This is a genomic window from Streptomyces sp. NPDC047017 (assembly GCF_040644175.1).
Classification (GTDB): domain Bacteria; phylum Actinomycetota; class Actinomycetes; order Streptomycetales; family Streptomycetaceae; genus Streptomyces.
In genome coordinates this window covers 1-3,855 of sequence record NZ_JBEYVW010000047.1, presented here as the reverse complement: position 1 = coordinate 3,855, position 3,855 = coordinate 1, and the positions used below count along the sequence as shown (strand labels likewise).

At 73.7% G+C, this 3,855-nt stretch carries 3 protein-coding genes; all 3 read left to right on the top strand.

The annotated features are described in order from the left end of the window. A partial coding sequence (locus ABZ858_RS37085) for an alpha-glucosidase C-terminal domain-containing protein (protein WP_361389404.1) occupies nucleotides 1-131 on the top strand: 131 nt, incomplete at its 5' end. A 31-nt stretch (nucleotides 132-162) separates the two neighbouring features. Continuing rightward, nucleotides 163-1,551, top strand: a complete 1,389-nt coding sequence (locus tag ABZ858_RS37080; protein WP_361389401.1) for a maltokinase — start codon at nucleotides 163-165, stop codon at nucleotides 1,549-1,551. A gap of 4 nt (nucleotides 1,552-1,555) precedes the next feature. Then, nucleotides 1,556-3,778, top strand: a complete 2,223-nt coding sequence (glgB, locus tag ABZ858_RS37075) for a 1,4-alpha-glucan branching enzyme (RefSeq protein ID WP_361389398.1) — start codon at nucleotides 1,556-1,558, stop codon at nucleotides 3,776-3,778. Nucleotides 3,779-3,855 lie beyond the last annotated feature (77 nt).

The window sequence follows — 3,855 nt, the reverse complement described above, 5'->3', positions numbered from 1 at the left end:
CGGTCGAACTCATCGGCGGAGTCCGCTTCCCCGCCATCGGCGAGCTGCCCTACCTGCTCACCCTCGCCGGCCACGGCTTCTACTGGTTCCGGCTCACCAGAGCCGCATCCCGGATCGGCCGACGAGTCTGACCGTGTGGCCGAGACGAAAGGAGGCGTGACCATGCCGAAGACCGCATCCCTCCAGCCGGGCACCGTGGGCGTCGCCGACCCCATGGCCTCGCTCGGGTCGCTGCTGCGCGAGTGGCTGCCCAGGCAGCGCTGGTTCGCCGGCAAGGACCGGCCCGTCACCGATCTGCGGCTGCTGTCGATGACGGAGCTGTTCCCGGGCTGCCTGCATCTGCTGGTCCACGCCGAACACGCGGGCCTCCCCACCGGTCACGGGGGTGTCCCCGCGCCGGCCGGCACCACCGTGCCGCCGCCCGCGGACTGCTACCAACTGCTGCTCGGGGTGCGCCGGGAGCTGTCCCCGCGCCAGCACCGGGCCTTCATCGGCCGTCCGGTGGCAGGACCGCTGGCCGGTCTCGCGGTCTACGACGCGCTGTGCGACCCGCGCTCGGCGCAGCTGCTCCTGGAGCGGCTGCGGCACCCCGGCGCGGCAGGGCCGCTGCGCTTCGAGGCGGACCCGTCGGTGCCGATCCCCGGCGGCCTGGTCCCGCGGCTGCTGGACGCCGAGCAGTCCAACTCCTCGATCGTCTACGGCGACGACTTCATCCTGAAGGTCTTCCGCCGTGTCCAGGCCGGTATCAACCCCGACCTGGAGGTGCCCTGGGCGCTGGCCCGGCAGGGGTGCGGCCGGGTGCCCGCCCCGGTGGCCTGGCTGCGCACCACGCAGCCGGAGGAGGCGACGCTCGGCGTGCTCCAGCCGTTCCTGCGGGACGCGGCCGACGGCTGGACGCTGGCCCTGCGGGCGCTGGCCACCGGGGACGACTTCACCGCCCAGGCGCTCCAGCTCGGGCAGGCGACGGCGGAGGTGCACCTGGCGCTGGCCGACGCCTTCCCGACCGGCGGCCACCGGGAGGTGGCGCGGACCGCGGTGGCGATGACCGAGCGGCTGGACGCGGCGACGCACAGCGTGCCCGCGCTGCGGCCCTACGCCGCCCGGCTGCGCACCGCGTTCGCCGCGCTGGCCAGCTGCGACGCCGGGCCGGCCGCCCAGCGGGTGCACGGCGACCTGCACCTGGGCCAGGTGCTGCGGGCCGGACGCGAGTGGTTCGTCATCGACTTCGAGGGCGAGCCGTCCCGTCCGCTCGCCGAACGCCGTGTCCCCGAGTCCCCGGTGCGGGACGTGGCGGGCATGCTGCGCTCCTTCGACTACGCCGCCCGGCAGCGCCGTCCCTGGCGCCCCGAGTGGGCACGGCGCTGCCGCGAGGCGTACTGCGCCGGCTACGCCTCCCGGGCCGGCTGGGACCCCCGTAAGAAACACGCCCTGCTGCGGGCCTACGAGACGGACCGAGCCGTGTACGAAGTGCTGTACGAGGCCCGGCACCGCCCCGACTGGCTCGCGGTACCGATGGCGGCGATCGAACGTCTCGCCGTGAGAGGAGGCTGAACCCGTGGCACTGCGCGACACGTCACTTCCCGAGCCGTCCGGCCCGGTCCCGCCCGCGGCGGGACCCGGGACCGCGGCCCCGCCCCTGGACCCGGCCGACCGTGAGCGGCTGCTGTCCGGCGCCCACCACGACCCGCACGCGCTGCTCGGCGCGCACCCGGTGCCGGGCGGGACCGCCTTGCGGGCGCTGCGCCCGTTCGCCCGCGCGGTGAGCGTGGCCGTCGGCGGCGAGCGCGTCCCGCTGGTGTCGGAGGGCGACGGCCTGTTCTCGGCCGTGCTGCCCTTCGCCACGGTCCCCGACTACACTCTGGTGGTCGCCTACGAGCAGGGCGAGCACGAGGTGCACGACCCCTACCGCTTCCTGCCCGCCCTCGGCGAGCTGGACCTGCACCTGATCCGGGAGGGCCGGCACGAGCAGCTGTGGCAGGCGCTCGGCGCGCAGCCGATGGTCCACCAGGGCGTGGCCGGCACCCGGTTCACGGTGTGGGCGCCCAACGCCCGCGGAGTGCGGGTCGCCGGGGACTTCACGTACTGGGACGGCACCGCCTTCCCGATGCGCTCGCTCGGCGCGGCCGGTGTGTGGGAGCTGTTCCTGCCCGGGATCGGCGAGGGCGCGCGCTACAAGTTCGAGATCACCTCGCAGTACGGCGACCGGTTCCTGAAGGCCGACCCGATGGCCCGCCGCACCGAGGTGCCACCGGACACGGCCTCGATCGTGACCGCCGCGCACCACGAGTGGGGCGACGCCGAGTGGATGGCGCACCGCGGGGACACGCCCGTGCACGAGGCGCCGTTCTCGGTGTACGAGGTGCACCTGCCGTCCTGGCGCACGGGGCGGACGTACCGCGAGCTGGCCGAGGAGCTGCCCGCCTACGTCAAGGACCTGGGCTTCACCCATGTGGAGCTGATGCCGGTCGCCGAGCACCCCTTCGGCGGCTCCTGGGGCTATCAGGTGACCTCGTACTACGCGCCGACCTCGCGGCTGGGCTCCCCGGACGACTTCCGGTACTTCGTGGACGCCTGCCACCGGGCCGGGATCGGCGTGATCATGGACTGGGTGCCGGCCCACTTCCCGAAGGACGACTGGGCGCTGGCCCGCTTCGACGGGGACCCGCTGTACGAGCCCGGGAACGCGCAGCGCGCCGAGCACCCGGACTGGGGCACGTACGAGTTCGACTTCGCCCGCACCGAGGTGCGCAACTTCCTGGTGGCGAACGCCGTCTACTGGTGCGAGGAGTTCCACATCGACGGCCTGCGGGTGGACGCGGTCGCCTCGATGCTCTACCTGGACTACTCGCGCGACTCCGGGCAGTGGACGCCCAACCAGTACGGCGGCCGGGAGGACCTGGACGCGATGGCCTTCCTCCAGGAGATGAACGCCACCGTGTACCGGCGGGCGCCGGGTGTGGTGACCATCGCGGAGGAGTCCACCGCCTGGGGCGGGGTGACCGCGCCGACCGACCGCGGCGGCCTCGGGTTCGGGCTGAAGTGGAACATGGGCTGGATGCACGACTCGCTGCAGTACATGAGCAAGGAGCCGGTGCACCGCAAGTACCACCACCACGAGATGACGTTCTCGATGGTGTACGCGTACAGCGAGAACTACGTGCTGCCGATCTCGCACGACGAGGTGGTGCACGGCAAGCAGGCCCTGGTGTCGAAGATGCCGGGCGACTGGTGGCAGCGGCGGGCGAACCACCGGGCCTACCTGGGCTACATGTGGGCCCATCCGGGCAAGCAGCTGCTGTTCATGGGGCAGGAGTTCGCGCAGGGCGGCGAGTTCTCCGAGGAGCACGGTCCCGAGTGGTGGCTGCTTGAGGAGGGCAACTGCTCGGCGGGCGACCACCGCGGGGTGCGGGATCTGGTGCGCGACCTCAACACGCGCTACCGCGGCACCCCGGCCCTGTGGCAGCGCGACACCGCGCCGGAGGGTTTCCGCTGGGTCGCGGTGGACTGTGCCGACGACAATGTGTACGCGTTCCTGCGCCTGGACGCGTCGGGCGCCCCGCTGCTGGCGGTGTCGCACTTCGCCCCCGTGGTCCGCGAGGACTACCGCCTGGACGTGCCGGGTGAGGTCACCGCCTGGTGCGAGGTCCTGAACACCGACGCCGTCCGCTACGGCGGCAGCGGCGTCGGCAACCCGGAACCGGTCAAGCCGGAGGACGGGCACATCCGGCTGACCCTGCCGCCGCTGGCCACCGTCTGGCTCGCCCCGTACCCCGGCTGAGCCCGCCACCGCGCCACCAGGACCGGCGGGGGCGCCCCCCGGGGGGGGGGGCCCGCCGGGGGGGCGCCCGCAGCGGC

Excerpts from the sequence above, each read along its gene's own strand:
- ABZ858_RS37080 (WP_361389401.1), top strand. The coding sequence starts at position 163 with ATGCCGAAGACCGCATCCCTCCAGCCGGGCACCGTGGGCGTCGCCGAC.